Here is a 23,632-nt window from a genome sequence, read left to right on the forward strand (position 1 = left end):
CTCAGCCGACGGCTCCTTCCATCTGCAGCTCGATCAGGCGGTTCAGCTCCAGCGCGTACTCCATCGGCAGCTCCCGCGCGATCGGCTCGACGAACCCGCGCACCACCATCGCCATCGCCTCGTCCTCGGTGAGACCGCGCGACATCAGGTAGAACAGCTGGTCCTCGCTGACCTTGGAGACCGTCGCCTCGTGGCCCATCGACACGTCGTCGTTGCGGATGTCCACGTAGGGGTAGGTGTCCGAGCGCGAGATCGTGTCGACCAGCAGCGCGTCGCACTTCACCGTCGAACGCGAGTGGTGCGCCCGCTTGGCGACCTTGACCAGACCCCGGTACGAGGTGCGGCCACCGCCGCGCGCGACCGACTTCGACACGATGGTCGAGGACGTGTGCGGCGCCAGGTGCTCCATCTTCGCGCCCGCGTCCTGGTGCTGGCCCTCGCCGGCGAACGCGACCGAGAGCACCTCGCCCTTCGCGTGCTCGCCCATCAGGAAGACCGACGGGTACTTCATCGTGACCTTGGAGCCGATGTTGCCGTCGATCCACTCCATGGTCGCGCCCTCTTCGCACTTGGCGCGCTTGGTCACCAGGTTGTAGACGTTGTTCGACCAGTTCTGGATCGTCGTGTAGCGGCAGCGGCCACCCTTCTTCACGATGATCTCCACGACCGCCGAGTGCAGCGAGTCGGACTGGTAGATCGGCGCCGTGCAGCCCTCGACGTAGTGCACGTAGGCGCCCTCGTCGACGATGATCAGCGTCCGCTCGAACTGGCCCATGTTCTCGGTGTTGATCCGGAAGTAGGCCTGCAGCGGGATGTCCACGTGCACGCCCGGCGGCACGTAGATGAAGGAGCCTCCCGACCAGACCGCCGTGTTCAGCGCGGAGAATTTGTTGTCCCCGGCCGGGATCACGGAGCCGAAGTACTCCTTGAAGATCTCCGGGTGCTCGCGCAGGGCGGTGTCGGTGTCCAGGAACTGCACACCCTGCTGCTCCAGGTCCTCACGGATCTGGTGGTAGACCACCTCGGACTCGTACTGCGCGGCGACACCGGCGATGAGGCGCTGCTTCTCCGCCTCCGGAATGCCGAGCTTGTCGTAGGTCCGCTTGATGTCCTCAGGCAGCTCGTCCCAGCTCGTGGCCTGCTTCTCCGTGGAGCGAACGAAGTACTTGATGTTGTCGAAGTCGATGCCCGACAGGTCCGCGCCCCAGTTGGGCATGGGCTTGCGTTCGAACAGCTTCAGCGCCTTCAGGCGCGCCTCGCGCATCCACTCGGGCTCCGACTTCTTGTCGGAGATCTCGGTGACGACCTCGTCGTTGATGCCGCGGCGAGCCTTGGCTCCCGCGACGTCCGAGTCCGCCCAGCCGAACGCGTAGTTGCCCAGGGACTCGATCGTCTCTTCCTGGCTCAACTGCGTGGTGGTGGGGTTGCGCTGCTCTGCAGCGGCAGTCATGCGGTTGTCCCTCCATTCGAGGTACGTCCTTGCATACCCGGCGGGCTGTCCGCGGGTACGTGTGTGGTGCACGCGGCGTCGCCACGTGCGATCGTCGCCAGCCGCTGCACGTGCGTGCCGAGCAGCTGCGCGAACGCCTCGGTCTCGGCCTCGCACAGCTGCGGGAACTCCGCCGCCACGTGCGCGACCGGGCAGTGGTGCTGGCAGAGCTGCTCACCGGCACCGACCTCCCGGGTCGACGCAGCGTAGCCCTCCCGCGTAAGAGCCGTGGCCAGGGCCTCGGCCCGGTCCGCGGGGTCGTCGCTGCGGGTGATGGCCTCCCGGTGCGGCTCCACCAGTGCGGCGACGCGGCGCTCTGCGAAAGCCCGGACCGCGTCCTCCCCCGCGTGCTCGGCGAGGAACCGGATCGCGGAGACGGCGAGGTCGTCGTAGGCATGGCCGAACCGGGCCCGGCCCTGCTCGGTGAGCAGGAACAGCTTCGCCGGGCGGCCACGTCCACGCGGTCCGCGCCGGGGCGCGTGCCTGGTCTCGGCCTCGTCGTCGCCGAGCAGCGCGTCGAGATGCCGGCGCACCGCCGTCGGGCTGATGCCGAGCGCCTCGGCGACCGCGACCGCCGACATGGGCCCCTGCTCCAGGAGCAACCGGGCGACCTCGTGCCTGGTCCGGCCCTCGGCCGTCACCTGGACAGGAACACCCGCCGCGGCGGTTCGTGCGCCGCCCGTCGGCCGTTCCGAGGTGCCCTGCTTTTTCACAACATAAGTGTGTCGTATTTCGGCGTCCCCGGCAAAGGGACGCGAAAACGGAGTGACCGGACTCACGTCGAGAGGGTGGTCGATACGCTTCCTTCGTGGCTTGGGCAGACGGCGGCACGCGGCAGCAGGAACAGGACGATGTCCGCGCGGCCGGTCCTGCGCTCGTCACCCGCTCGCCGGCTCATCCCGGCCCGGCCGAACCGCTCGCCGCGGGGGAGACCCGCGCGTTGAACGTCGTGCGCCGTCTCGGCACGGTGGGCGCGCTGTTCCTCGCGTTCGGCTCGCTCGGCGCCGGTGCCGCGCCGGTGCTGAACCCGGTGCTCGACATCCCCGTGCTGCGGCTGTTCGCGCGGATACCCACGGTCTCGCTCGCGATCGCGTTCGCGGGGATGGGCATGATGGTCGCAGGCTGGCTGCTGCTCGGCCGCTTCACCCGCCCGGGGCGGATCCGGCTGGCGAGCCAGGGGCAGCTGCATCGCACGCTCGCGACCTGGATCACCCCGCTGCTGCTGATCCCGCCACTGTTCTCCCGGGACGTCTACAGCTATCTCGCGCAGAGCGAGATCGTCAACCGCGGCATGGACCCGTACGCGATGGGGCCCGCCGAGGCGCTTGGCGTCGCCGACCCGCTCACCGCCGGTGTGTCCAACCTGTGGCGGGAGACCCCCGCCCCGTACGGACCGCTGTTCCTGGAGATCGGCAGCTGGATCTCCAGCGTCGTCGGGACCGACATCGCCACCGGCGTGCTGCTGCAGCGCGCCCTCGCGCTCGTCGGGTTCGGGCTCATCGTGTGGGCGCTGCCCCGGCTGGCACAGCGCTTCGGCGTGCAGCCGGCCGCCGCGCTGTGGCTCGGCGCGGCGAATCCCCTCGTGCTGTTCCACCTGGTGGCCGGCGCGCACAACGAGGCACTCGGCATCGGCCTCATGGTGGCGGGGCTCGAGATCGGCATCCGCAGGCTGCCGATGCGCGTGGCGGGTGACACGCCGCCGCCGCTGGCCAGGGGCGAGTTGCTCTACATCGTCCTGGGGGCCACGACGATCGCACTCGGCGCCATGATCAAGATCCACGCGATCGTGGCGCTCGGCTTCTTCGGCGTGATGATCGCGCGCCGCTGGTACGGCAGGGTCGCCGACCTGCTCTGGGCGGCCGCGCTGATGGCCGTGATCGGCGCGGCGGTCGCGGTGGCCGTGGGCTTCGGCACCGGGCTCGGCTTCGGCTGGGTCGGCGCGCTGGGCACTCCGGGCCTGGTGTGGAGCCTGCTCTCACCCGTGGCCGAGCTCGGACAGCTGGGCGGCGTCCTCGGCATCGCGCTGGGGCTCGGCAACCACACCGCTTCGGTGATCGCGATCCTGAGCATCCTCGGCTATGCCGTGGCGGCCGGGATCACCGTCAAGTTCCTGTGGGACAGCTTCCGCTGGCGCTACCGGCCGATGATCGGGCTGGGCGTCTCGCTCGGCGCCTTCATGATGCTGCACGTCGCCATGCAGCCGTGGTGGCTGCTGTGGGCGGTGATCCCGCTCGCCGCGGCGGCGGGCACCTCGCGGTTCCGCGTCGCGGCGACCGTCGTCAGCGCGGCGCTCGCGATGCTGGTACCGCCGACCGGCTCCCCGTTCGACGGGCGCGCCTACATCCAGCACCAGGCCTACCTCGCGGGGGCCATCGTGCTCGCCGTGGCGCTCGTGGTGGCGTGGCGCCGCGCGCCGGCACTGTTCCGCCGCCGGGAAAGCGGGATGCCCGCCGAGCGCGTGTAGGTACACGCCGTACCCTTGAGCTTCGTGAGTGCAGCCGCCGTCGAGATCACCGGGCTGGTGAAGCGCTTCGGGTCCGTGACCGCCGTCGACGGCCTCGATCTCAAGATGCCACGGGGCTGCCTGCTGGCGCTGCTCGGGCCGAACGGGGCCGGCAAGACCACGACGGTCGAGGTCTGCGAGGGCTTCCTGCGGCCGGACGCCGGGACGGTACGCGTCCTCGGCCTCGACCCGGTCCGGGAGGGCCGCGCGCTGCGTCCCCGGGTCGGCGCCATGCCCCAGGGCGGCGGCGCCTATCCCGGGGTCCGCGCCGAGGAGATGCTCCGGCTGGTGGCCGCCTGTGCCGCGGCTCCCCTCGACCCGCCGTGGCTGCTCGACGTACTCGGTCTGTCCGGAGCGCGGCGCACGCCGTTCAAGCGGCTTTCGGGTGGCCAGCAGCAGCGTCTCTCGCTCGCCTGCGCGCTCGTCGGGCGGCCGGAGCTGGTGTACCTCGACGAACCCACGACAGGCATGGACCCGCAGGCCCGGCACCTGGTCTGGGACCTGCTGAACGCCCTGCGCGCCGACGGGGTCAGCGTGCTGCTCACGACCCACCTGATGGAGGAGGCCGAGTCGCTCGCCGACGAGATCGTGATCATCGACCGCGGCCGGGTCATCGCCAAGGGCTCGCCGAGTGCGCTCACCGCCGAGCACACCGAGGACGCCCAGTTGCGGTTCCGCGCGAGGCCGGGGCTGGACACCGAACTGCTGTCGGCCGCGCTGCCGGAGGGATACCTGGTACGGGAGGCCACGCCGGGCGCGTACCGGGTGGCCGGGACGGTGGATCCGCAGGTGGTGTCCACGGTGACCGCGTGGTGCGCGCAGCAGGGTGTACTCGCCGAGGAGCTGCACGTCGGCAGGCGTGATCTGGAAGAGGTCTTCCTCGAACTGACCGGACGGGAGCTGCGCACGTGAGCACGACGGGCGCCAGGAGCCAGTCCCGCTTCGAACCGGGCACGTTCACCCCCGCGCCCGGAGCGGGCAGGCGAGGCCGCATGCTGCTCACGCACGCCAGGCTGGAGACGAGCCTCACGCTGCGCCACGGCGAGCAGATCCTGCTGACCCTGCTGATCCCGCTGGCGCTGCTCGTCGGCCTCAGCCTGCTCGACGTCCTGCCCACCGGCGAGCTCGACTCCCTGTCCAAGGTGGACTGGATGACGCCGAGGATCCTCGCGCTGGCCGTGCTCTCGTCCGCGTTCACCGGCCAGGCCATCGCACTCGGCTTCGACCGGCGCTACGGGGTGCTCAAGCGGCTCTCGGCCACCGCGCTGCCCCGCTGGCTGCTCGTCGCGGGCCGGCTGGTCGCCGCGCTCGTCGTCGTGACGCTCCAGGTGCTCGTGCTGGGCGCCGTCGCCGCGCTGCTCGGGTGGTCGCCGTCCGCCTCGGGGATCGCGTTCGCGATCGTGCTCCTGGTGCTGGGCACCCTCTGCTTCGGCGCACTCGGCGTGCTGCTGGGTGGCTCGCTGCGGCCGGAACTGGTACTCGCCCTCGCCAACATCGTGTGGTTCGTGCTGCTGCTCGCGGGCGGGATCCTGCTCGCGCCGTCCGCGCTGCCCGGGGTCGCGGGCGACCTCGTGCTCCTGCTGCCGTCGGGCGCGCTCGCCGAGGGCCTACGTGCCGCGCTGACCGAGGGCACCGTGACGTGGGGGCCCGTCGCCACGCTCGCCGTCTGGGGCGTCGCGGCCGCCGCGCTGGCCACCCGCACCACCCGCCTCACCTGAGGAGCGGGCATCGTTTCCGGACGGCCACCGGCCGCGGGAACTACGCGCGGTCGTAGACTTGGGCCCGTGCAGCTGCTCTCCTCGCTCGTCGCACGCCTGCCCTATCCCTCGCAGGCCGTCCAGCGCGCCGTCGCCGTCGCCGCGATCGTCACCCAGGGCGGGATCGGCGTCACCGGGTCCGTCGTGCGGGTCACCGGTTCCGGCCTCGGCTGCCCGACCTGGCCGCAGTGCTTCTCCGGCAGCATGTTCCCGGTCGAGCACCCCGAGTACGACACGCTCCGCCAGTGGATCGAGTTCAGCAACCGGATGCTGACCGGCATCGTCGGCATCGCCGCCGCACTCTGCGTGCTCGCGGCGTGGCGGATCCTGCTCGACCACCCCGGGCGGCGGCGCCTGGTGAAACTGGCGTGGGCGATGCCCGCGGGCGTCGTCGCGCAGGGCGCGATCGGCGGGCTCACCGTGCTCACCGGGCTGCTGTGGTGGACGGTGGCCATCCACTTCCTCGCCTCCACCGTGCTGGTGTGGCTCGCGGTGCTGCTGCTGCACGCGTTCCACGAGGGCGACGAACCGCCCCGCTGGCGGGTGACCCCCGTGGGCCGGGCGCTGCTGGTGGCGCTGGTCGCGGCGCTGGGTGCGGTCCTCGTCGCGGGCACGACGGTGACGGGGGCCGGACCGCACGGCGGCGATCCCGCCACCCCGCGCCTGCAGGCCCCGATCGAGACGCTGGCCCAGGTGCACGGCGCGCTGCTGGTGGTCTACCTGCTGGTGCTCGCGGCGCTGGGCGGGCACTGGTTGCGCGCCGGGGCGCCCGCGATGCTGTGGCGGTGCTACGCCGCCGTCTGGATCGTCGCGCTGGCCCAGGGCGTGCTCGGCAGCGTGCAGTACGCGCTCGGGGTACCGGAGGCGCTGGTCTCCTTCCACGTTCTCGGGGCCGCCCTGCTGATCGTGGCGACCGCGACGCTGTGGTGCGCGGCCCGTGACCGCGGGCCGGTGACCAGCAGCACCCCCGCGGCCGGTGCCCCCGAGCCGGCACTGCGGGAATAGGTGCTGGTTCCGCGGTCGTCACGCGGCCGTCATCCCCGGGCGGCCCGCGAGCCCGCCCACGCCGGTACCCTGATTCCGCTGGCGCCCGTTTGGGTATTCCGACCACAGGACCGGTTTCCCCTCCCCCGATTCGAGGTCATTCCGAGCTATGACTAGCACTACCGGCGCACCCGCCACGGAGAGCGGTGCCAAACCGCTCGTCTCCGGGCAACGTTCGACCACCGAGATGATCGTCCTCAAGGCCTTCCTGCTGATCCCGTTCCTCGCCCTGCTGGCGGCGGTCCCGTTCGCCTGGGGCTGGGGCCTCAACTGGGTCGACGTCGGCCTCGCGGTCGTGTTCTACACCGTCGCGACGCTGGGCGTGACCGTCGGCTACCACCGCTACTTCACGCACGGTGCGTTCAAGACCAGCCGCCCGCTGCGCGTCGCGCTCGCCATCGCAGGCAGCATGGCCGTGCAGGGCTCGGTGATCTTCTGGGTCGCCAGTCACCGCAGGCACCACGCGTTCGCCGACCGCGAGGGCGACCCGCACTCGCCCTGGTTGTTCGGCACCTCGCCGAAGGCGCTCGCCCGCGGCTTCTGGCACGCTCACATGGGCTGGATGTTCAAGCGTGAGGTGACCAACTACGAGCGGTTCGCCCCCGACCTGCTCGCCGACACCGACCTGCGCGTGGTGAACCGCTTCTTCTGGGCCTGGATCACGCTGAGCCTCGCCCTGCCCGCGATCCTCGGTGGGCTGCTCACCTGGTCGTGGTGGGGCGGCGTGACGGCGTTCTTCTGGGCGGGCCTGGTGCGCATCGCGTTCCTGCACCACATCACGTGGTCGGTGAACTCGATCTGCCACATGGTCGGCTCACGCCCGTTCACCAGCCGGGACAAGGCGGCGAACTTCTGGCCGCTGGCGATCCTCTCGATGGGCGAGTCGTGGCACAACTCCCATCACGCGGATCCGACGTGCGCCCGGCACGGCGTGCTGCGTGGCCAGATCGACATCTCCGCGCGGCTGATCTGGATCTTCGAGAAGCTCGGCTGGGCCCGCAACGTCCGCTGGCCCAAGCCCGAACGGCTGGCCGCCAAACGCGCCCCGGCCTAGCCCTGGGCATTTCGCGGGGCTAGGGGAGGTGGTCGCGGACCGCTGCCGCGAACCGCGCGGGCGCGGCGGCGTCCGCGCAGCCGAACCCGAGCGACGGCTCGGCCAGCTCTAGCTCCAGCAGCACCGGTGTGCCGTCGTCGGCGCGGACGACGTCGACCCTGGCGTACAGCAGGTCGGCGCGGCGCCTGCCGAGCCGCGCCACGGCGGCGTCGAGGACGTCCTCGGCCAGCGCCCGGAAGCGGGGCTCCGGCGCGACGGTGCCCAGCTTCTCCGACACGAACAGCCCCGAGCCGTCCACGGCGGCGCCGGTCAGCATCGCGCTCTTGGTGAACGCGTGCGAGTACCTCCCGCCGAAGAACACCAGCGCCGTCTCCCCCTCGATGTCCACACTGGACTGATAAGGCTGGAGCAGCACGGTGTGACCTGCGGCGTGCAGCGCGCCGAGGTGCTCGGCCGCCCGCGGATCGGCGCCGCCGGGGAACCGCGCGGCACCCCGGGAGCCTGCGCCCACCGTCGGCTTCAGCACGAAGGCCCGCCCCGGCCAGTCCGGCACGGTGCCCGGGGAAAGCAGCCGCGTCGGCACGACCGGCACCCCGTCCGCGGCGAGATCCGCGAGGTAGGCCTTGTCGGTGTTCCACCGCACGACGTCCACCGGGTTGCGCAGGCCCGGAACGGCGGCGCACCAGTCCAGGAACTCCGCGCGGCGGGCGGTGTAGTCCCAGGTCGCCCGCAGGATCACCAGGTCGGCCGAGGCGAAGTCGAAGTCCGGGTCGTCCCACACCGCCCAGCGCGCGGCCACGCCGGCGTCGGCGAGCGCGGGCAGCACCGCCCGCTCGTCGCCGTTGCCCTGCGGTAGCTCCGCGCAGCCGACGAGGACCGCGCGTGCGGTCACCGCCGGGCCAGCGGCCCGGCCATCCGGCGCCGGTGCTCGGGGCCGATCACGGTCGCGTTCACCGTCTCGGCGTCCCAGGTCGCCTTCTCGAGATCCGCCACGGCCTCGACCAGCGCTTCGGCGGTCTCCGTGCTGGGCACCATCACGTCACCGAGCGCGCCGTCGGCGCCGACGAGTACGACCCGCACCCCGGCGCGGCCCACGTACTCGAGCACGGCCTTCGACGGTTTGCCGTGCGCCGCGACGAACGCCCGGGCGGTCGCCAGCTGCCGCGCGGACGGCGGAGCAGGGGTCTGTTCGGTCTTCTCGCTGTCAGCCACGGCGCCAGTCTAAGGTGTGGCGCTCACCGGGCGCGGAACATCGTGTCCGCGGCCATAGTTGCACCGGAAGGCAGACGAACCCAGCACTGAGGAGGATGCATGCCCACGGCGATTCGGCTTCGGCGGACCGGCGGCCCGGAAGTGCTCGAGGCGGCCGATGTCGACATCGGCGGCCCGGGCGAACGGCAGCTCCTCGTCGACGTCGCCGCCTCGGGCGTGAACTACATCGACACCTACCAGCGGGAGGGGATCTACCCGGTCGACCTGCCCTACGTGCCTGGTCTCGAGGGCGCCGGAACCGTCACCGCGGTCGGTGACGAGGTCACCGGGTTCGCGGTGGGCGACCGCGTCGCGTGGCAGGGCTCGCCCGGCGGGTACGCGCAACAGGCGCTGGTACCCGCCGACATCGCGGTCCGCGTGCCGGACGGCGTCTCGGACGAGGTCGCCGCCGCCACGTTGCTGCAGGGCGTCACGGCGCACTACCTGGTGTCCTCCACGTACCCCGTGCAGCGCGGCGACACGGTGCTCGTCCACGCCGCGGCCGGTGGCGTCGGACTGCTGCTCATCCAGCTGGCGAAGGCGCGCGGCGCGCGGGTCATCGGCACGGTGTCCACGGCCGGGAAGGAGGAACTGGCCCGGGAGGCGGGCGCCGACGAGGTGATCCGCTACACCAAGCGGGACTTCACCGAGGCGGTCCGCGAGCTCACCGGCGGCGAGGGCGTCGCGGCCGTGTTCGACGGCGTAGGTAAGTCCACTGTGGACGGCAGTCTGGCCAGCCTGCGGGTACGCGGGACACTCGCGCTGTTCGGCGCCGCGAGCGGACCGGTGCCACCCATCGACCCGCAGCGGCTCAACGCGGGCGGCTCACTGTTCCTGACCCGCCCGAAGACGGCGGACTACACCCGCACCCGCGAGGAGCTGGAGTGGCGTACCGGCGAGCTGCTCGACGCCGTCGCGCGGGGCTCGCTGACGGTCCGGATCGGAGGCCGCTACCCGCTCGCCGAGGCCCGGCAGGCGCACGAGGACCTGCAGGGCCGCCGCACCACCGGCAAGCTGCTGCTCATCCCCTGACGAGGCCGGCCTCCCCGATGTGGCAGCCGGTGCGTGCGCGCCACCGGTGCCACATCGGGGACGGGCGGTCACTCGCTCTGGGTGATCCGGACGGCGTCGACGACGACCACGAGCGTCTCGTCCGCGAGCGGGTGCCCGCTCTGCGGGTCGTAACCCAGATCGGCCGGCACGACCAGCAGCCGGCGCATGTTCTGCTGGATGTCCATGAGCCCCTCGGTCCAGCCCCTGAACTCGTGCTCGTCCCCCAGTTCCAGGGTGACCGTGCGCTCCTGGCCGAACGTGCTGTCCTTGAGCTCGCCCGACCAGGTGAACACGGCGTAGTTCACCTCGACCGTCTCGCCGGGGTCGGCGCTCGGTCCGAGGCCCTCCGAGAGGTCCTCCCGCAGCAGCGTCTTCGGCGGCGCGCAGTCCTCGGGGATGGTGACCCGTGGCTCCTGCCCGAGCTCTCCGGTCACCGTGAGGTCCCCGGCGGCGCATTCGGCACTCTGCTCCCCGTGCCCGGCACTCTCGGACGGCGGCACGGTGGAGGACATCGTCGGCTGCGAGGTGGGCGTCGGTTCGGCACCGGGCGGCAGGTCCGACGGCTCCTCGTTGGGCGGCGAGCACGCCACGAGGGCGAAGGTGGCGGCCGCCACAACCATGATCTTCCCAGCTTTGCGCATGTCGGACACCCTAGCCGGGCGCCGGGCGCACCTTTCCCGCACCCGACAGGCTGGGCAGCTCGGCTCCTGTGTGGACGATCCCCAGCCGTTTGGTGGCCCGGGTGAGCGCCACGTAGAGATCATTGCGGCCCCTGGCGGAGCCCGCGACGATCTCGTCCGGCGCGATCACCATGACGGAGTCGAACTCGAGTCCCTTGGCCCGGTCGACGCCGAGCACCGAAACCCGCGGGTTGTCGTCCTCGGTCGTCGACGTGTACCCGGCGAGCGCGTCGGCCAGCGGCTCGTGCAGCGCGGGCGGGCACACCACGGCGACCGTGCCGCCGTCCACCTCGGCGAGCTCGGACTCCACGAGCGCGGGCACACTCCGCGCAGCCTCGGCGCGGTCGAGGCGCACCTGCCACGGCGGCATGCCCGACTCGCGCACCGACACGGGCGCCCGCAGCTCGGGATCGATCTCGGCCAGCACCCGGGCGGCGACGTCCATGATCTCGGCCGGGGTCCGGTAGTTGACGGTCAGCTCGCGCAGCCGCCACCGGTCCCCGACGTACGGGCCGAGCGCATCGCCCCAGGACGAGGTGCCCGCGGCCGCACCGGTCTGCGCGACGTCGCCGACGATCGTCATCGACCGGCTCGGGCAGCGCCGCATCAGGATGCGCCAGTCCATCGCGGAAAGCTCCTGCGCCTCATCGACGATGACGTGCCCGAACGTCCATGTCCGGTCCTGTGCCGCCCGCTGCGCCGCGGTCAGGGCGCTGCTGCGTTCCTGGCGCTCGGCCAGCAGCTCGGCGTCGAGGACGTCGCGGACCCGCAGCACCTCCTCGTCGAGGATCTCCTCGTCCTGTTCCAGCACGTGCAGCACTCCCTCGGCGTACGCGCGCTCCTCGCGCTCCCGCCGGGCGCGTTCCGCACGCGCCTCGGTGTCGTCCTCCCCCAGCAGCTCGGCCAGCTCGTCGAGCAGCGGCACGTCGGCAGCGGTCCACAGGGAGCCGGGCCGGCGCAGCAGCGTCTCGAGCTCGGCGCCGGTGAGGTGCTCCCGCGAGGCGGAGGTGAGGCGCCCTGCGGAGGTGAGCAGGTCGCTGAGCAGCTCCTGCGGGCTCAGCTTGGGCCAGAGCGAGTCGAGGGCGGCCCGGACCTTCTTGTCCTCGGCCAGCTCCTGGCGGATGGTGGCGCGGTCGCGGGCGTCCAGGACCTCGGCATCGGCGGTCTCCCCCTCGGCGAGCGGGATGTCGGGCACCCCGTCCAGTGCCCGGCCCTCCAGCCGCTCGGCTGCCTGCTGGGCGAGCGCGTCCAGCAACCGGTCGACGAACACGCGGCGGGCCAGGTTGTGCGGTTTCCGGGTGCGGCGGGCCCGGTCCTGGGCCTGCTCACAGGTCGCCCGGTGGAGCGTGAGGACGTCGTCCTCGGCATCGATCTCCAGCATGTCGTCCGGTACGACCTGGCGGTCCCGGACGGCCTGCCCGAGCACGTCGACCATCGTCAGCCTGCCCTTGATCTCGGCGGCCTCCGGCGACTCGGTGCCGGTCGCGGTCAGCCCCGGGTACAGCTCGCCGACGGTCGCCAGCAGGACCCCGGTCTCCCCCAGCGACGGCAGCACCTGGCCGATGTAGCGCAGGAAGGTGCTGTTCGGTCCGACGACGAGCACGCCGCGCGTGGTGAGCTGCCGCCGGTGGGTGTAGAGCAGATAGGCGGCCCGGTGCAGCGCGACGGCGGTCTTGCCGGTGCCCGGTCCGCCCTGCACCACCAGCGTGCCGCTCATCCCGGCACGGATGATCTCGTCCTGCTCGGCCTGGATGGTGGCGACGATGTCGGCCATCTCGCCGGTCCGTCTACGCTCCAGCGCGGCGAGCAGCGCCGCCTCCCCGGCGAGGCCGAGGTCGTCACCCTGCTCCGCCTCGGCGAGGTCGAGGATCTCGTCGTCGACGCCAACGACCCGCCTGGTCAGAGTCCGGATGTGCCTGCGGCGGCGGACACCGTCCGGCGAGGCCGCGGTCGCCAGGTAGAACGGCCGCGCGACCGGCGCCCGCCAGTCCACCAGCAGCGGCCGGTAGTCGTCCTCGTCGTCGAAAAGGCCGAGCCTGCCGATGTGGATCGGTGAGTCGCCTTCGTGACCGGGCTGGAAGTCGAGCCTGCCGAAACACAGGCCCTGTTCCACCGCGCCCAGCTGGGCGAGCCGATCGCTGTGGAGCGCGGTCGACGCCTCCCGTTCCGCGCGCGCCTGTGGGGTGCCGCCCGTCTGCCGCAGCGCTTCGGTGAGCCGCCGCGATGCGAGCTCCCGCTCGGCGTCGAGCTTGGTGTAGAGCACGGAGACGTACTCCTGCTCCGCGGCGATCTCGGTCGCCTTGCCCGCGGTGTGCTCACGGTCTTCGGGGTTGTCGGCCTGTCGGACGGTGTCGGGTACCCGGTCGTACGGGGACACGGACAAGGGCAGCCCACTTTCGGTCGTACGCGATCGGTAGCCGAGGAATAACGAGCACCACCCGCGCGGAATTCCCGGCCGCGCCGCAGCGGAGCGATCAACGGGGTCCGGTGACCGGGTCGGACCGCCCGAGCGTGCGGCCGTCGGCGTCCAGCGCCACGGCGGCGAAGTACGTACTCTCGGCCTTGACGACAACGGCGGTCTCGAAGCCGCCGCGAGGCACGGTCGCGGTGGGTTCGAGCGCGGAAGGGCTCTTCCCGGCCAGGATCTGCCACCGCCGGACCTCGGTGGCGCCGTTCCAGCTGACGTAGAGGGTCACGCCACCGGCGTTGTTCGGCCCGATGGCCGCCACGGGCCTGTCGGCGGGTCGGCCCACCCAGTCGGCGGTATAGGCGCGGTAGGTCTGGTCCGGCGCGGGAAAGCGCGTGTCGCGGATCAGTTCTCCTTCGGGGCCGAACTCGGAGACGAACGGCTGAGCTCCCCAGCCGATCAGCGCCCGCCCGTCTGGCAGCAGCTGCATGTTGCCCTGGTTGTCCGCCAGCAAGCCCGCGGGATGCCGGAACTGGCGCTCCACGGTCGCCTTCCCGGCCTCCGGGTCCAGCCGCAGCACCATGCCGCGCGACTCGTCCGCCCGCGGTGGTGACGAGGCGTTGTCGAACAGCGACAGGGCCCCGTCGGGTTGCGGGCGCGCGTCGTGCTGCCAGTAGAAGACGTCCTCCCTCCGGAGGGCGAAGTCCGAGCGCACGCCGCCGAGCCGCCAGCGCACCTCGCCGCTGTCCCGGGAAAGCTTGTAGACCGCCCAGGTGTTCCGGGCCGAGACCACCAGGTCACCGTCGGCGTCGACGGCGACCGAGTTGATGTGGAAGTAGTCGAACGGGTGCTCCTCGCCACCCGTCTCGCCGAGCTCCTTGCGGGTCTCCTCGACGGGGACGTGGTCCAGACTGCTCCACTCGAAGAGCACGTCACCGGACTCGATGTCCACCTCCTGGATCACACCGTCGAACACCCAGCCCCGACGGGGGCCGCCGACGGGGGTCAGGTCGGCCCGGGCCGGCGGGTACGCGACCAGCAGCGCGGTGTCGCGGTCGGTGATCAGGAACTCGTGCAGGTCCGCCTCGACCCCGTTGCCGGCGCGCACTTCGGCCACCTTGCGATAGGAGCTGTCGTAGATCATGCCGGCGCCGGTGCCGTAGCCCTCCAGTACCGTGCCCTGCCACCAGGTGAGCACGGGTTCGCCACGATAGGTCTGGGTACGGAAGTCCATCGGCACGCGATCCGGGCCCGTGGACGGCAGGAACCACACCGGCTCGCCGCTCACCGTCGTGATGAGGCAACCCTGCTGGCCCGGCCCCGCCTCCTGGTAGCCCTTCGGCGCGACCAGGAGGTGCCGCGGCCCCGCGTCGAAGGCCGCGGCGGCCTCCCGATCGCGGGTCACGCGCAGCCGCGGCGGGCTCAGATCCGGCCGGGAGACGAACCTTTCGATGTCAGAGCCCTGCTGCGGCGGCGGTCCCTGGGGCTCGGGTTCCGGCTCCGCCTCGGAGCGGGGCCAGTGGTAGCCGACGAGTCCCGACACGGCCGGGACGGTGATCGCGGCGCCGACGAGTCCCGTCGCACGCAGGAATCGCCGTCGGCTCGGCTGGTCGCCACCCACGCGAGCATCCTAGCAGCGGAGATAACGCCGGTGACCCGCTAGAAGGGCAGGCCGAGCACCGGCAGGCCGATGGCCGAGTCGACGGCGAGCGCGCAGAACACGATCATGAGGTAGGTGTTCGAACGGTGGAACAGCGCCATCGGCCGGGTCTGCACGCCGCGACGGACGGCCGCGTGCAGGCGGTGCGCGTAGAAGAGGAACCAGCCTCCGGCCAACGCGGCGAACGCGGCATAGAGCCAGCTCGTCGCCGGCGCGAGCAGCAGCGTCCAGCCCACCATCACCCACGAGTAGATGACGATCTGCCTGGCGACGTGCTGCGGGGTCGCCACCACCGGGAGCATCGGCACCCCGGCGCGCTCGTAGTCCTCGCGGTACTTCATCGCGAGCGCCCACGTGTGCGGTGGCGTCCAGAAGAAGATGACACCGAACATGACGAAGGCTGGCCACTGCACGGTGCCTTCCACCGCGGCCCAGCCGATCACCACCGGCATGCAGCCCGCGGCGCCGCCCCACACGACGTTCTGCGGCGTGCGCCGCTTGAGCACGAGCGTGTAGACGAAGATGTAGAAGAGGATCGTCGCCACGGCGAGGACCGCGGCCAGCAGGTTCACGGCGACGTACAACACCGCGAACGAGGCGGCGCCGAGAGCGAGCCCGAAGATCAGCGCGTTGCGCCGCGGCACCGAGTCGCGCACCAGCGGGCGCCGCTTGGTGCGGTTCATGACCTTGTCGATGTCCGCGTCGATCACGCAGTTGAGCGCGTTCGCGCTGCCCGCAGCCATCGTGCCGCCGACGAGCGTGGCGAGCACCAGCCACGGCGACGGGATCGCCCGGCCGGCCAGGAACATCGCCGGGATCGTCGTGACGAGCAGCAGCTCGATGACCCGGGGCTTGGCGAGCGCGGCGTAGGCGCCGACCACCTGCCGGACACCTCGCCGGCCACCGGCTGGGGACTCACCGGTGGGATGCACGGCGCTGGTGTTGGCACTGCGCCCGTGCGCAGCGGGCACCAACGACATTTCGCTCCCTGCGTCAGACTCGGGTGGCCGCGGCCCGGGCGCACATGTGCGCCCGGCACCTTGACAGATCGTAGTAGTCGCATCCGCGTCCCGCGTCCGCGGGGCGGTTGCGCGCCGCCGAGTCGGCCCTCCGCCCCGTCGGCCCCCCACCGGCTAGGCTGGCGACGGTCGGTCACGACGTGCGGGATTGCCTCCGGCGATTCTGGGTTATATCTACTTCGGGATCGATTAAGGTCGGTGGTGGCCGGGCCACCGGGTAGTCCAGGAACCACACCCACTACGTGCAGACTCAGGAGCCGATTTCAGTGTCGGATATCGCCTCTACCAGCGAGACCAACCGTCTACTGCGCCGTAACGTCCCGGCGGACTGGACCGATCTGGACACCCGCGCCGTGGACACGGTCAGAGTGCTCGCCGCCGACGCGGTGGAGAACTGTGGCAGTGGTCACCCCGGCACGGCGATGAGCCTCGCGCCGACCGCCTACTCGCTGTTCCAGCGGATCATGCGGCACGACCCGGCCGATCCGGAGTGGCCCGCCCGCGACCGGTTCGTCCTCTCCGCCGGGCACAGCAGCCTCACGCTCTACATCCAGCTGTTCCTCGCCGGCTACGGCCTGGAGATGGAGGACCTGCGACAGCTGCGCAAGTGGGGCTCGCGCACACCCGGCCACCCCGAGTACCGGCACACGCCTGGGATCGAGACGACCACCGGCCCGCTCGGCCAGGGTCTGGCGAACGCCGTGGGCATGGCGATGGCCGCCCGCCGCGAGCGTGGCCTGCTCGACCCGGAGGCGCCCGAGGGCGAGAGCCTGTTCGACCACCACGTCTACGTGATCGCCTCCGACGGTGACATCGAGGAGGGCGTCACCTCCGAGGCGTCCTCGATCGCGGGCAGGCAGGAGCTCGGCAACCTGGTGGTGATCTACGACGACAACAAGATCTCCATCGAGGACGACACGAACATCGCGCTGTCCGAGGACACCGCCAAGCGCTACGAGGCGTACGGCTGGCACGTCCAGGTCGTCGACGGCGCCGAGGACGTCGTGGCGTTCGAGCAGGCCGTCGCGGCGGCCAGGGCGGAGACGACGCGGCCGTCGTTCATCCTGCTGCGGACGGTGATCGGCTACCCGGCACCGAACAAGATGGACACCGGCAAGGCACACGGCGCCGCGCTGGGTGCCGACGAGGTCGCCGAGGTCAAGCGGATCCTCGGCTTCGACCCGGAGCAGAGCTTCCAGGTCGAGGACGAGGTGCTCGCGCACACGCGGTCGATCGCCGGGCGCGCCGCGAAGGTCCGCGCGCAGTGGCAGGAGCGGTTCGACACGTGGGCGGCGGCCAACCCCGAGCGCAAGGCGCTCGCCGACCGGCTGCGCACCCGCTCGCTGCCCGACGGCTGGGCCGACAAGCTCCCGAGCTGGGAACCCGACGCCAAGGGCATCGCCACCCGGAAGGCCTCCGGTGAGGTGCTCAACACCATCGGCGACCTGCTCCCGGAACTGTGGGGCGGCTCGGCCGACCTGGCGGAGAGCAACAACACGATCATCAAGAACTCCGACTCGTTCGGGCCGGAGAGCGCCTCGACCGAGATGTTCAAGGCCCGGCCCTACGGCCGCAACCTGCACTTCGGTGTCCGCGAGCACGCGATGGGCGCGATCCTCAACGGCATCGCGCTGCACGGCGGCACCCGGCCCTACGGCGCCACCTTCCTGATCTTCAGTGACTACATGCGGCCCGCGGTGCGCCTCGCCGCGCTGATGAAGGCGCCGGTGGTCTACGTGTGGACGCACGACTCGATCGGTCTCGGCGAGGACGGGCCGACCCACCAGCCGGTCGAGCAACTGGCGGCACTGCGCGGCATCCCCGGGCTGAACGTGGTCCGGCCCGCGGACGCCAACGAGGCCGCGGCCGCGTGGAAGGCGGTGCTCGAGGACATCCACGCGCCGTCGGGCCTGGCCCTGACCCGGCAGAACGTTCCCGTGCTCGAAGGCACGAGCGCCGAGGGTGTCGCCAAGGGCGGGTACGTGCTGGCCGAGGCGTCCAACGGCTCGCCCGAGGTGGTGCTGATCGGTACCGGCTCCGAGGTTCAGCTGGCCGTCGAGGCCAGGAAGACCCTGGAGGCCGAGGGCATTCCCACCAGTGTGGTGTCGATGCCGTGTGTCGAGTGGTTCGACCAGCAGGACCGTCAGTACCGCGAGGCGGTGATCCCGCCGACCGTACGGACGCGGGTGGCCGTCGAGGCAGGCATCGCCCAGCCCTGGCACCGCTTCGTCGGCGACAACGGCGAGGTCGTGTCGCTCGAGCACTTCGGCGCCTCCGCGGACTTCGCGACGCTGTTCCGCGAGTTCGGCTTCACCGCCGACGCCGTCGTGAACGCGGCCCGCCGCTCGCTGGCCAGGAACGCCTGACGAGAAACCGCACGAGCGAAGGGATGAAGTCATGAGCAACAACGACCGGCTGGCCCGCCTTTCCCAGGCCGGTGTGTCCATCTGGCTCGACGACCTGTCGAGGGAGCGGCTCACCTCCGGCAATCTCGCCGAGCTCATCCGCGACAAGCACGTCGTGGGGGTGACCACCAACCCGACGATCTTCGCCAAGGCGGTCTCCAGCGGAGACGCCTACGACGAGCAGGTGCGCCGGCTCGCCGAGCGCGGCGCCGACGTGCACGCCGCGGTCCGCGAGCTCACTACCACCGACGTGCGCGACGCCGCGGACCTGTTCCGGGAGACCTACACCGCGACGGGCGGCGCGGACGGCCGCGTCTCCATCGAGGTGGACCCGGGCCTCGCCAGGGACACCGAGAAGACGGTGGCCGAGGCCGCGGACCTGTGGAAGACGGTGGACCGGCCGAACATCTTCGTGAAGATCCCGGCCACCGAGCAGGGTCTGCCCGCCATCACCAGGACGCTCGCGGAGGGCATCAGCGTGAACGTCACGCTGATCTTCTCGGTGGAGCGCTACCGCGCGGTGATCGACGCCTTCTTCGCCGGTCTGGAGCAGGCCAAGGCCAACGGCCACGAGCTGCGCGGCATCCAGTCCGTCGCGTCGTTCTTCGTCTCGCGCGTCGACGCTGAGGTGGACAAGCGGCTCGAGGCGATCGGCACCGAGGAGGCGAAGGCACTGCGTGGTACGGCGGCCATCGCCAACGCGCGGCTCGCCTATGCCGCCTACCAGGAGGAGTTCGCCTCCGACCGCTGGCGGGCGCTCGCCGAAGCCGGGGCCAACCCGCAGCGCCCGCTGTGGGCCTCCACCGGCGTGAAGGACCCGGAGTACTCCGACACCCGCTACGTCGACGGCCTGGTGGTGTCGGGCGTGGTCAACACCATGCCGGAGCAGACGCTGGAAGCCGCCGCCGACCACGCGGAGATCACCGGCGACACGGTGACCGGCACCGCCCCGCAGGCGCGGGAGGTCTTCGACCGGCTCTCCGCGGCGGGGATCGACGTCGCCGACGTGTTCCTCGTCCTGGAGAACGAGGGTGTGGAGAAGTTCGACAAGTCCTGGACCGAGCTGCTGGACACCGTCGCCGCGCAGCTCGACAAGGCGAAGGGCTGAGTCCGGATGACGGGAGACCACACAGGCGTCACCGTCACCATCGAGGACTCCGCGCTGGAGACCGCCTCCGCCGCACTGCTCGACAAGCTCCTGGCCGACGGCGTGGCGGGCAAGATCGCCGCGCAGGACCCGACGTTGTGGGGCGCCGAGGCGGAGTCCGAGGCCGCCATCCGGCTGGCCTGGACGACCCTGCACAAGTCGTCGCGGCCGCTGATCGGTGAGATCGACGCATTGCGGACCGAGTTGCAGGCCGAGGGCATCGACCGGGTGGTGCTCGCGGGAATGGGTGGCTCGTCGCTGGCGCCGGAGGTGATCACCGGCACCGAGGGCGTGGCACTCACCGTGCTGGACACCACCGATCCCGGTCAGGTCGCCGATGCCCTCGCGGGTGACCTGGACCGGACCGTCCTCGTCGTGTCGTCCAAGTCCGGCGGCACGGTGGAGACCGACAGCCACCGGCGCATCTTCGCCGGTGCCTTCGCCGAGGCGGGGATCGACGCCGCCCGGCGGATCGTCGTGGTCACCGACCCGGGCTCGCCGCTCGCCGAACTGGCCGAGGCCGAGGGGTACCGGCGGGTCTTCCTCGCCGACCCCAACGTCGGCGGCCGCTACTCGGCGCTGACCGCGTTCGGCCTCGTCCCGGCCGGGCTGGCGGGCGCCGACGTGGCCCGGCTGCTCGACCAGGCGGCGGGCGTCGCCGACGCGCTCGCCGCCGACTCCGCGGACAACCCGGCGCTGCGGCTGGCCGCGGCGCTCGGGGCGGCACACACCGATGGCGCGGAGAAGGTCGTGCTCGCCGACACCGGCTCCGGCATCGCGGGCTTCGGCGACTGGGCGGAGCAGCTGATCGCCGAGTCGACCGGCAAGCGGGACACCGGCCTGCTGCCGGTGGTGGTCGAGGGGCCGGACGCCCCCGGGTTCGCCGACGCCGGAGCGGACGCGACACCGGTCGCGGTCGGCCCGTCCACCGTCGTGGCGAAGATCGCCACGAACGGGCCGCTCGGCGCCCAGTTCCTGCTGTGGGAGTACGCGGTCGCCATCGTCGGCAGGCTGCTGGCGATCAACCCGTTCGACCAGCCCGATGTGGAGGCCGCGAAGAACGCGGCCCGCTCGCTGCTCGAGGGAACCGGCGCCGCCGGTGGGGCCGCAGGCGGCAGCCCCGAGCCGGCGACCGTCCTCGGCCCGGTCGAGGTGTACGCGTCGGCGGGCACCTCCGGCGACGGCACGCTCACCGACATCCTGCAGGAGTTCCTGGACTCGGCGCCCGAGGGCGGCTACCTCGCGGTGCAGGCCTACCTCGACCGGCTCGACGACGCGTCGGCGTCGCTGCTGCGCCCGGAGCTCGCGAAGCGGACAAGCCTGCAGACCACGTTCGGCTGGGGCCCGCGGTTCCTGCACTCCACCGGCCAGTACCACAAGGGCGGCCGGCAGAACGGCATCTTCCTGCAACTGACCGGCGCCGCCGAGGAGGACCTCGACGTGCCGGACCGGCCGTACACACTCGGCACCCTGCAACTGGCGCAGGCACTCGGGGACGGCCGGGTGCTGACCGACCACGGCAGGCCGGTGCTGCGGCTGCACCTGACCGACCGGGCCGCGGGCCTCGCCGAACTCATGCGTGCGGTACAGGAGCTCGCTTCATGACACGACGCTGGAACAACCCGTTGCGGGACCCCCGCGACAAGCGGCTGCCGCGGATCGCCGGACCGTCCAGCCTGGTGATCTTCGGCGTCACCGGGGACCTCTCCCGCAAGAAGCTGATGCCGGCGATCTACGACCTCGCACACCGTGGACTGCTGCCCGCCGGCTTCTCCCTGATCGGCTTCGCCCGCCGCGAATGGGAGCACCAGGACTTCGGCGAGCAGGTGCACGACGCGGTCGCCGAGCACGCCCGCACCCCGTTCCGGGAGTCGGTGTGGAACCGGCTCGCCGAGGGCATCCGGTTCGTGCAGGGCTCCTTCGACGACGACGACGCCTTCGACCGTCTCGCGCAGACGGTGAAGGACCTCGACGCCGAGCGCGGCACGGGCGGCAACACGGCGTTCTACCTCTCCATCCCGCCATGGGCCTTTCCCGTGGTCACCAAGCAGCTCGCGCGTTGCGGGCTCGCCGAGTCCAGCGAGGACGTCTGGCGCCGGGTCGTCATCGAGAAGCCGTTCGGGCACGACCTGACCAGCGCCAAGGAGCTCAACGCGGTCGTCAACGACGTGTTCCCCGAGGAGTCGGTGTTCCGCATCGACCACTACCTCGGCAAGGAGACCGTGCAGAACATCCTGGCGCTGCGCTTCGCGAACCAGATGTTCGAGCCGATCTGGAACGCCAACTACGTCGACCACGTGCAGATCACGATGGCCGAGGACATCGGTCTCGGCGGCCGGGCGGGCTACTACGAGGGCATCGGCGCCGCTCGTGACGTCATCCAGAACCACCTGCTGCAACTGCTCGCGTTCACCGCGATGGAGGAGCCCGGCTCGTTCGCGCCGAAGGCCCTGCGCGCGGAGAAGGTCAAGGTTCTCGGCGCCACCAAGCCGGTGGAACCGCTCGACGAGACCACAGCGCGGGGCCAGTACACGGGCGGCTGGCAGGGCGGCAAGAAGGTGGTGGGCCTGCTTCAGGAGGCGGGCTTCGCCAAGGACTCGATCACCGAGACCTACGCCGCGGTGACCCTCGAGGTGCAGAACCGGCGCTGGGCCGGGGTGCCGTTCTACCTGCGCACCGGCAAGCGGCTCGGCCGCAGGGTGACCGAGGTGGCGGTGGTGTTCAAGCGCGCGCCGCACCTGCCGTTCGACACCACCTCGACCGAGGAACTCGGCCAGAACGCGCTGGTCATCCGGGTGCAACCGGACGAGGGCGTGACGATGCGGTTCGGTTCCAAGGTTCCCGGCACCACGATGGAGGTCCGGGACGTCACGATGGACTTCGGCTACGGGCACTCGTTCACCGAGTCCTCGCCGGAGGCCTACGAGCGCCTCATCCTCGACGTCCTGCTCGGCGAGCCCTCGCTGTTCCCGGTGAACGAGGAGGTCGAGCTGTCCTGGCAGATCCTCGATCCCATTCTCGAGCACTGGGCGAAGCGCGGCGCTCCCGAGCCCTACCAGCCCGGTTCCTGGGGACCACCGTCGGCGGAGGACATGCTCACCCGCAGCGGCCGGCACTGGCGGCGCCCGTGACAGTTCGTGCAGACAGGAGGCGTCCGTGATCATCGACCTGCCCTCGACCACCACCTCGCAGCTGAACAAGAAGCTGGTGGAGCTGCGTGAACGCGGTGGCGCGGTGGCGCTCGGCCGGGTGCTCACCCTGGTGATCGCCGCGGAGGACGACGACCAGCTCGAGGAGGCCATCGACGCGGCCAACGAGGCCAGCCGCGAGCACCCGTCGCGGGTGATCGTCGTGGCCAAGGGATCGCGCACGGCGGCGCCCCGGATCGACGGCCAGATCCGCGTGGGCGGTGACGCCGGCGCGAGCGAGGTGATCGTGCTGCGGCTCTACGGCCCGCTGGCCATCCAGGGGCAGAGCGCGGTCGTGCCGCTGCTGCTGCCCGACGCCCCGATCGTGACGTGGTGGCCGGGTGGCGGCCCGAAGGCGCCTGCCAAGGACCAGCTCGGCCAGCTCGCGCAGCGCCGGATCACCGACTCGGCGGCGGAGCGCAACCCGATCCGGGCGCTGACGGCCCGGAGCAGGTCCTACACCGACGGCGACACCGACCTGGCGTGGACCCGGCTCACGAACTGGCGGGCGCAGCTCGTGTCCGCACTGGACCTGCCGCCGTTCGACCGGATCACCGGGGCGTCGGTGACCGGCGAGGCCGACTCACCGTCCACCGAGCTGCTCGCCGGCTGGCTCGCCGAGTACCTGAAGGTGCCCGTGAAGCGGGTGAAGACCTCGAGCGCGCAGGGGATCGTGTCGGTGGCGATGGAACGCCGCTCGGGCACCATCGAGCTCACCAGGCCCGACGGCCGGACCGGCACGCTCACCCAGCCGAACCAGCCAACGCGACGGATCGCGCTGCAACGCCGCGACACCAGGGACTGCCTGATCGAGGAACTGCGCAGGCTCGACCCGGATGAGGTCTACGAGGCGGCGCTCAACGGGCTGGGCAAGCTCAGCACCCGCAGGAAGGCCGGCACGGGAACGAAGAGCACCGGCACGAGAAGCGCCGCCGCGAAGAAGACGGCCACGAAGAGCAAGGCATGAACAAACCT

Annotated in this window: 19 protein-coding genes; 11 read left to right on the forward strand and 8 right to left on the reverse strand. The window is 71.6% G+C overall.

Translation table 11 applies throughout. The annotated features are described in order from the left end of the window. Nucleotide 1: 1 nt before the first annotated feature. Together sufB and JAP66_RS18935 are read right to left on the reverse strand one after the other, a co-directional pair. A complete protein-coding gene (gene sufB / locus JAP66_RS18930; protein ID WP_199433112.1) occupies nucleotides 2–1,450 on the reverse strand; it encodes a Fe-S cluster assembly protein SufB in 1,449 nt (482 codons plus the stop codon). Further along, the gene (locus JAP66_RS18935; RefSeq protein ID WP_199433113.1) at nucleotides 1,447–2,202 is read right to left on the reverse strand and encodes a helix-turn-helix transcriptional regulator; all 756 of its coding nucleotides are present in this window, start codon (nucleotides 2,200–2,202) and stop codon (nucleotides 1,447–1,449) included. Before JAP66_RS18935 ends, sufB begins: the two co-directional genes overlap by 4 nt. Nucleotides 2,203–2,297: 95 nt before the next feature. On the opposite strand from JAP66_RS18935, the gene mptB reads away from it, so the two are divergent. The 5 genes from mptB to JAP66_RS18960 all read left to right on the forward strand — a co-directional run bounded on the left by mptB (nucleotide 2,298) and on the right by JAP66_RS18960 (nucleotide 7,847). Continuing rightward, a complete protein-coding gene (gene mptB, locus JAP66_RS18940; RefSeq protein WP_199433114.1) occupies nucleotides 2,298–3,953 on the forward strand; it encodes a polyprenol phosphomannose-dependent alpha 1,6 mannosyltransferase MptB in 1,656 nt (551 codons plus the stop codon). 24 nt (nucleotides 3,954–3,977) lie between these two features. Beyond that, the gene (locus tag JAP66_RS18945; protein WP_199433115.1) at nucleotides 3,978–4,904 is read left to right on the forward strand and encodes an ABC transporter ATP-binding protein; all 927 of its coding nucleotides are present in this window, start codon (nucleotides 3,978–3,980) and stop codon (nucleotides 4,902–4,904) included. An 80-nt stretch (nucleotides 4,905–4,984) separates the two neighbouring features. Next, complete coding sequence (locus tag JAP66_RS18950) at nucleotides 4,985–5,710, forward strand: ABC transporter permease (protein WP_199433200.1); 726 nt, start codon at nucleotides 4,985–4,987, stop codon at nucleotides 5,708–5,710. Between the two features lie 66 nt (nucleotides 5,711–5,776). Next, the gene (locus JAP66_RS18955) at nucleotides 5,777–6,754 is read left to right on the forward strand and encodes a COX15/CtaA family protein (RefSeq protein WP_307849621.1); all 978 of its coding nucleotides are present in this window, start codon (nucleotides 5,777–5,779) and stop codon (nucleotides 6,752–6,754) included. Between the two features lie 148 nt (nucleotides 6,755–6,902). Further along, the gene (locus tag JAP66_RS18960) at nucleotides 6,903–7,847 is read left to right on the forward strand and encodes an acyl-CoA desaturase (RefSeq protein WP_199433116.1); all 945 of its coding nucleotides are present in this window, start codon (nucleotides 6,903–6,905) and stop codon (nucleotides 7,845–7,847) included. A gap of 19 nt (nucleotides 7,848–7,866) precedes the next feature. On the opposite strand, the gene JAP66_RS18965 is transcribed toward JAP66_RS18960, so the two are convergent. Together JAP66_RS18965 and JAP66_RS18970 are read right to left on the reverse strand one after the other, a co-directional pair. Beyond that, entirely contained in the window at nucleotides 7,867–8,739 is an 873-nt protein-coding gene (locus JAP66_RS18965; protein ID WP_199433117.1) for an ATP-grasp domain-containing protein, read from the reverse strand. Then, on the reverse strand, nucleotides 8,736–9,059 hold the full coding sequence (locus tag JAP66_RS18970) for a hypothetical protein (protein WP_199433118.1): 324 nt from the start codon (nucleotides 9,057–9,059) through the stop codon (nucleotides 8,736–8,738). Before JAP66_RS18970 ends, JAP66_RS18965 begins: the two co-directional genes overlap by 4 nt. Before the next feature lie 99 nt (nucleotides 9,060–9,158). Between JAP66_RS18970 and JAP66_RS18975 the strand changes: the two genes are divergently transcribed. Continuing rightward, nucleotides 9,159–10,130, forward strand: a complete 972-nt coding sequence (locus JAP66_RS18975) for a quinone oxidoreductase family protein (protein ID WP_199433119.1) — start codon at nucleotides 9,159–9,161, stop codon at nucleotides 10,128–10,130. Between the two features lie 68 nt (nucleotides 10,131–10,198). On the opposite strand, the gene JAP66_RS18980 is transcribed toward JAP66_RS18975, so the two are convergent. The 4 genes from JAP66_RS18980 to JAP66_RS18995 form a co-directional block, all read right to left on the reverse strand. Then, nucleotides 10,199–10,792 (reverse strand): FKBP-type peptidyl-prolyl cis-trans isomerase, encoded by a 594-nt coding sequence (locus JAP66_RS18980; RefSeq protein ID WP_199433120.1) that lies wholly within the window; start codon nucleotides 10,790–10,792, stop codon nucleotides 10,199–10,201. A 10-nt stretch (nucleotides 10,793–10,802) separates the two neighbouring features. Beyond that, on the reverse strand, nucleotides 10,803–13,214 hold the full coding sequence (locus JAP66_RS18985; RefSeq protein WP_210770355.1) for a HelD family protein: 2,412 nt from the start codon (nucleotides 13,212–13,214) through the stop codon (nucleotides 10,803–10,805). A 91-nt stretch (nucleotides 13,215–13,305) separates the two neighbouring features. Continuing rightward, nucleotides 13,306–14,859: an arylsulfotransferase family protein gene (locus JAP66_RS18990; RefSeq protein WP_199433121.1), complete on the reverse strand. Its 1,554-nt coding sequence runs from the start codon at nucleotides 14,857–14,859 to the stop codon at nucleotides 13,306–13,308. Between the two features lie 38 nt (nucleotides 14,860–14,897). After that, the gene (locus JAP66_RS18995; protein WP_199433122.1) at nucleotides 14,898–15,878 is read right to left on the reverse strand and encodes a heme o synthase; all 981 of its coding nucleotides are present in this window, start codon (nucleotides 15,876–15,878) and stop codon (nucleotides 14,898–14,900) included. A gap of 305 nt (nucleotides 15,879–16,183) precedes the next feature. Between JAP66_RS18995 and tkt the strand changes: the two genes are divergently transcribed. Genes tkt through opcA form a run of 5 tightly spaced genes read left to right on the forward strand, consistent with a single transcriptional unit; the run spans nucleotide 16,184 to nucleotide 23,624 of the window. Next, complete coding sequence (gene tkt / locus JAP66_RS19000) at nucleotides 16,184–18,283, forward strand: transketolase (protein ID WP_199433123.1); 2,100 nt, start codon at nucleotides 16,184–16,186, stop codon at nucleotides 18,281–18,283. Between the two features lie 31 nt (nucleotides 18,284–18,314). Further along, complete coding sequence (tal, locus tag JAP66_RS19005; RefSeq protein ID WP_199433124.1) at nucleotides 18,315–19,430, forward strand: transaldolase; 1,116 nt, start codon at nucleotides 18,315–18,317, stop codon at nucleotides 19,428–19,430. A 6-nt stretch (nucleotides 19,431–19,436) separates the two neighbouring features. Continuing rightward, nucleotides 19,437–21,074 carry a phosphoglucose isomerase-related protein gene (locus JAP66_RS19010; protein WP_199433125.1) on the forward strand — a complete coding sequence of 546 codons (1,638 nt, stop codon included), beginning with the start codon at nucleotides 19,437–19,439 and terminating at the stop codon, nucleotides 21,072–21,074. Further along, on the forward strand, nucleotides 21,071–22,600 hold the full coding sequence (gene zwf / locus JAP66_RS19015; RefSeq protein ID WP_199433126.1) for a glucose-6-phosphate dehydrogenase: 1,530 nt from the start codon (nucleotides 21,071–21,073) through the stop codon (nucleotides 22,598–22,600). The genes JAP66_RS19010 and zwf overlap by 4 nt, the downstream gene beginning before the upstream one ends. Before the next feature lie 25 nt (nucleotides 22,601–22,625). Next, on the forward strand, nucleotides 22,626–23,624 hold the full coding sequence (gene opcA / locus JAP66_RS19020; RefSeq protein WP_199433127.1) for a glucose-6-phosphate dehydrogenase assembly protein OpcA: 999 nt from the start codon (nucleotides 22,626–22,628) through the stop codon (nucleotides 23,622–23,624). Nucleotides 23,625–23,632 lie beyond the last annotated feature (8 nt).

Source organism: Qaidamihabitans albus (assembly GCF_016464705.1).
GTDB lineage: Bacteria > Actinomycetota > Actinomycetes > Mycobacteriales > Pseudonocardiaceae > Qaidamihabitans > Qaidamihabitans albus.